Annotated in this window: 5 protein-coding genes; 2 read left to right on the forward strand and 3 right to left on the reverse strand. The window is 69.8% G+C overall.

Annotated features, from left to right (window positions below; genetic code table 11):
- Positions 1-107: 107 nt before the first annotated feature.
- Positions 108-1,325 (reverse strand): NADP-dependent isocitrate dehydrogenase, encoded by a 1,218-nt coding sequence (locus ACWGST_RS16830; RefSeq protein WP_452047815.1) that lies wholly within the window; start codon positions 1,323-1,325, stop codon positions 108-110.
- A gap of 200 nt (positions 1,326-1,525) precedes the next feature.
- Between ACWGST_RS16830 and ACWGST_RS16835 the strand changes: the two genes are divergently transcribed.
- Together ACWGST_RS16835 and ACWGST_RS16840 are read left to right on the forward strand one after the other, a co-directional pair.
- Positions 1,526-1,978 (forward strand): GNAT family N-acetyltransferase, encoded by a 453-nt coding sequence (locus ACWGST_RS16835; RefSeq protein WP_452047816.1) that lies wholly within the window; start codon positions 1,526-1,528, stop codon positions 1,976-1,978.
- 54 nt (positions 1,979-2,032) lie between these two features.
- Positions 2,033-2,350 carry an MGMT family protein gene (locus ACWGST_RS16840; RefSeq protein ID WP_452047817.1) on the forward strand — a complete coding sequence of 106 codons (318 nt, stop codon included), beginning with the start codon at positions 2,033-2,035 and terminating at the stop codon, positions 2,348-2,350.
- Between the two features lie 17 nt (positions 2,351-2,367).
- Here the strand turns inward: ACWGST_RS16840 and ACWGST_RS16845 are convergent, their stop codons facing one another.
- Positions 2,368-4,143: a sensor histidine kinase gene (locus tag ACWGST_RS16845; protein WP_452047818.1), complete on the reverse strand. Its 1,776-nt coding sequence runs from the start codon at positions 4,141-4,143 to the stop codon at positions 2,368-2,370.
- Entirely contained in the window at positions 4,143-4,808 is a 666-nt protein-coding gene (locus ACWGST_RS16850; protein WP_452047819.1) for a LuxR C-terminal-related transcriptional regulator, read from the reverse strand. The genes ACWGST_RS16845 and ACWGST_RS16850 overlap by 1 nt, the downstream gene beginning before the upstream one ends.
- Positions 4,809-4,970: the final 162 nt, after the last annotated feature.

The following is a 4,970-nucleotide window of genomic DNA, read 5'->3' on the forward strand; positions in this document are numbered from 1 at the left end:
GTAGTACCACTTCGCGCCGTATTCGAAAGGCCCGTCGCCCTGCTTCACCCGCGGATCGCGGCCGAGCGCCAGCGAGATCATCCGGCCCCCGTCTCGAGGCGTGTCGACTACGCGGCGATGCGCGCCTTCAGGTTGTCGGCCAGCGTCGCGAGGAACTCCTCGGTCGTCTGGTAGCCCTGCTCGGGGCCGACGAGGAGCGCGAGGTCCTTCGTCATGGCGCCCGACTCGACGGTCGTGATGACGACGTCTTCGAGGGTCGCGGCGAAGTCGATGAGCTCCTGGTTGCCGTCGAGCTTGCCGCGGTGCGCGAGGCCGCGCGTCCAGGCGAAGATCGAGGCGATCGGGTTCGTCGAGGTGGGCTTGCCGGCCTGGTGCTGACGGTAGTGACGCGTCACGGTGCCGTGCGCCGCCTCGGCCTCGACGACCTTGCCGTCGGGAGTGGCGAGCACGCTCGTCATGAGGCCGAGCGAACCGAAGCCCTGCGCGACGGTGTCGGACTGCACGTCGCCGTCGTAGTTCTTGCAGGCCCAGACGTAGCCGCCCTCCCACTTCATGGCCGAGGCGACCATGTCGTCGATGAGGCGGTGCTCGTAGGTGAGGCCGGCGGCGTCGAACTGCGCCTTGAACTCGGTGTCGAAGATCTCCTGGAAGATGTCCTTGAAGCGGCCGTCGTAGGCCTTCAGGATCGTGTTCTTCGTCGACAGGTAGACCGGGTAGTTGCGCGAGAGACCGTAGTTCAGCGAGGCACGCGCGAAGTCGCGGATCGAGGCGTCGAGGTTGTACTGCACCTGCGCGATGCCGTCGCCCGGCGACTGGTAGACCTCGAACTGCTGCGGCTCGCCTCCGTCTTTCGGGGTGAACGAGACCGAGAGGGTGCCCTCGCCCTTGAAGAGGAAGTCGGTCGCGCGGTACTGGTCGCCGAAGGCGTGGCGGCCGATGATGATCGGCTTGTTCCAGCCCGGCACGAGGCGCGGGATGTTCGAGATGATGATCGGCTCGCGGAAGATGACGCCGCCGAGGATGTTGCGGATCGTGCCGTTCGGCGACTTCCACATCTTCTTCAGGCCGAACTCCTCGACGCGCGCCTCGTCGGGCGTGATCGTCGCGCACTTGACGCCGACGCCGTGCTTCTGGATGGCGTGCGCCGCGTCGATCGTGATCTGGTCGTCGGTCTCGTCGCGCTTCTGGATCGAGAGGTCGTAGTACTCGAGGTTCACGTCGAGGTACGGGTGGATGAGCGTGTCTTTGATGGCCTGCCAGATGATGCGCGTCATCTCGTCGCCGTCGAGTTCGACGACGGTGCCTGCAACCTTGATCTTCGACAAAGCGGATGTCTCCTTGATTCTGGTGGGGAAATGGGAAGCCTCTGGGCGGTCGGACACGCCGTCTCCCAGCTTACCGCGTCGCCAGACTGTCTCTACATCGAGAGAATTCCGGCTCGACATCGAGAGAATTCCGGCCACCTCGGCAGCGCGTTGCCCGCTTCGGCTACCCGCCCGGCGGCCGCACGGGTTAGCCTTGGCGCATGGCTGAGCTGAGACTGGAAGACCTGTCGGCATCGAACATCGTGGCGGCGAACTCCTTGTCGCTGAAGCCCGGCCAGGAGCAGTTCATCGCACCGGTCACGTATTCGGCCGAGGCGTCGGTCGTCAATCCGGCCACCGCATGGCAGCGCGTCGCACTGCTCGACGACCGCGTCGTCGGGTTCATCCACGGCAACTTCGACCCCGAGAACGAGCACGAGGAGTTCCGGGCCTGCATCTGGCGCATCAACGTCGACGCCGAGGTGCAGGGCAAGGGCGTCGGCCGCTACCTCGCGACGGCACTCGCCGAAGAGGCCAAGCACCGCGGCTTCGACCGCATCACCGTGCTGTGGGAGCCGGGCGAAGAGGGGCCGGAGGCGTTCTTCCACCGCATCGGCTTCACCGACATCGGCGAGACCGCGTACGGCGACGTCATCGGCGCGCTCGAACTCTGATTCCCACCGCTTCCTGAGCCTGTCGAGCTCCCTGAGCCTGTCGAAGGGGTATGGATGTCGCAGCAGCACGCCGAGGGATTCGCCGAGGCCGTGCTCGTGGTCGTCGCCGACATCCCGCCGGGCCAGGTCGCGACGTACGGCGACATCGCGGCCCTGCTCGGCTCGCGCGGAGCACGTGCCGTGGGGCAGGTGATGGCGCGATCGGGCGGCGAGGTGCCGTGGTGGCGGGTCGTGCGCGCGGGCGGCCGCCCGCCAACGGGTCATGCCGAACTGGCTCGACGGCACTACCTCGCCGAGGGCACGCCGCTGCGCCCCACCGCCGACGACGACGGCTACCGCATCGACCTCGCGGCCTGCCGCTGGCGCGCCTGACCACGGGTCTGGCCCGCTCAGCCCACGGGCACCGGGATTCGCACCGTGATCGTCGTGCCGGCGCCCGGCGGGCTGTCGAGGCGGAACCGCCCGCCCACGGCGTCGACGCGGTCGGAGATGCCGAGCATGCCGCTGCCCTCCGCCGACGCCCCGCCCACGCCGTTGTCGCGCACGACGAGCTCGAGCTCGCCGTCGACGAGCACGGCACGCACCCAGCCGTGCGACGCCTGCGCGTGCTTGGCGACGTTCGCGAGCGCCTCCGAGACCACGAAGTACGCGGTCGACTCGACGACCTCGGGCAAGCGGCCCTCGGGCTGCACGTCGATCTCGATCGGCACGGGGCAGCGGCCCGCGAGTTCGGGCACCGCGAGCGCGAGCCCGCCCGACGACAGCAGCGAGGGGTGGATGCCGTGCGCAAGCTCGCGCAGTTCGCGCAGCGCCTGGTTCAGCATCGCGATCGTGCCGTCGAGCTCGACGCCGAGCGGTTCGACGCCGCGATCGCGCGCCTGGTTCGCCGCGAGCCGCAACCGCATGCCGAGCGAGACGAGATGCTGCTGCGCGCCGTCGTGCAGGTCGCGCTCGATGCGCCGCCTCGCCTCGTCGCCCGCTTCGACGATGCGGCTGCGCGACTGGCGCACCTGCTCGAGGGTGCGCTCGATCTCGGATCGGAGCCGTCCGTTGTCGACCGAGAGGCGAAGGGCGCTCGAGACACCGTCGAGCAGGCGCATGTTGTCGGTGAGCACGCGGTCGTGGCGGATGATGGCGATGGGCATTCCGGTCGGCGACGAGACGGGCAACAGGCCGTGGTCGCCCCGCCGGGCGCCGGGCCCGTCGTCGAGCGGTTCGCCCGAGGCATCCGCATATCTGCCCCGCTCCTCATCCCACCAGTAGACGCGCACCGAGGCGTCGCGCAGGGTGCGGGCGAGCGATTCGGCCCAGAGGCCGCGGTCGGCGCCCTCGCGGGTGATGCGCATGAGGTCGGCGACCCGGGCGCGCATGTTGCGGGCGTGCGAGATTCCCGCGACGAAGCTGACCGGAATCGATGCGATCGCCACGAGCGAGATGGTGTCGAGCACGGTGTCGTCGCCGCCGGCCGCGTAGGCGGCGGCCTGCGTCGCGAGGGTCACGACCCAGGCGATCAGGGCGAGCGGCATGAGGAAGGCGACGGTGCGGGCCGGCACGCTGCCGCGCACCCAGCGCACGAGCAGACGCACGGCGATGACGATCGCGAGCACGACGCCGACGAGTCGGTAGCCCACGTCGATCACGGCGAACAGTCCCGGCGCGTCGGCCACGAGGTAGGGGTTCGCGGTGCAGTCGCAGACCTCGGGCGAGGGCTGGCCGAGCAGCAGCACGCCGAGCAGGTAGCCGACCGAGGCGACGAGGGCGATGCCCGCGATCCAGCGGTCGACGCCGTCGATCACCCGGCCGCGCGGGTACAGCAGCACCAGGATGCCGGTGAGCACCGCCCACCACAGGTGCACGCCGTACGCGAGGGGCCAGAGCCACGCGATGTGCTCGATGACGCGCAGGAACGAGAGTGGGATCCACACGAGCGGAAACGCCACCATGAGGCGCGCCGGCAGACGCGACGGGCCGATCGCCCACGCCACGCCGGCGCACGCCGCGAACACGAGCGGCACGATCGCGTGCAGCGTCGTCCACGACACCTCGCGGCGCAGCGCCTCGGGTGTCGCGAGGAACCCCGAGATCTCCATCGTCAGACTCGCGGCGACGACGATCGCGATGGTGATCGTGCGCTTGATGATCCGGCCCTTGCGGCCGGGGGCCATCACCTCGCGCCGAGGAGCGTCAGCACCGCGAGCACCCGACGGTGGTGCTCGGGAGACTCCTCGAGGTCGAGCTTCTGCAGGATCGACCGCACGTGGGTCTCGACCGTCTTCAGACCGAGGAACAGCGACTGCGCGATGCCGCCGTTGGAGTACCCCTGCGCCATGAGCTCGAGCACCGACCGCTCGCGCTCGGTCAGTCGCGACAGCGGGTCGTCGGCGCGCGTGCGCTGCACGAGCTGCTCGACGACCTCGGGGTCGACGACCGAGCCGCCCGAGGCGACGGTCTCGACGGCGCGCACGAGCGTCTGCGGCTCCGAGACGCGCTCCTTCAGCAGATAGCCGGTGCCGCTGCCGGCACCCATGACGCGCAGCGCGTACTCGGGCGTCGCATACATCGACAGCAGCAGCACGCCGATCGTCGAGCCCTGCGCGCGCATCTCTTCGAGGGCGACGATGCCCTCGTCGCGAAAGCTCGGCGGCATGCGGATGTCGAGCACGGCCGCGTCGAGTCCGCCGCGCGCGGCGACCTCGAGCAGCTCGGACCCCGTGCCGACCGAGGCGACGACCTCGAGTCCGCCGTCGACGAGCACCTTCGCGATGCCCTCGCGCAGAAGGAGGGCGTCGTCGGCGATCGCGACGCGCAGGGGGCGCGGCTGCGTCTCCATGGTTCCTCCGTTCATCGGGCGGACCTGTATTTCCTGTGGGCAGGAGGCACCGCACGGTGTCCCCGCCCTGTCGTGAGCGTATCGTGCACGAGGCCGGTGCCGCGCGCCCAGTTCAGGGGGTGCACCGAGGCGGGCGGGCCGGCGAACCGTCAAGCTGAAGGG

It is taken from the genome of Agromyces sp. NPDC055520, from assembly GCF_053619715.1.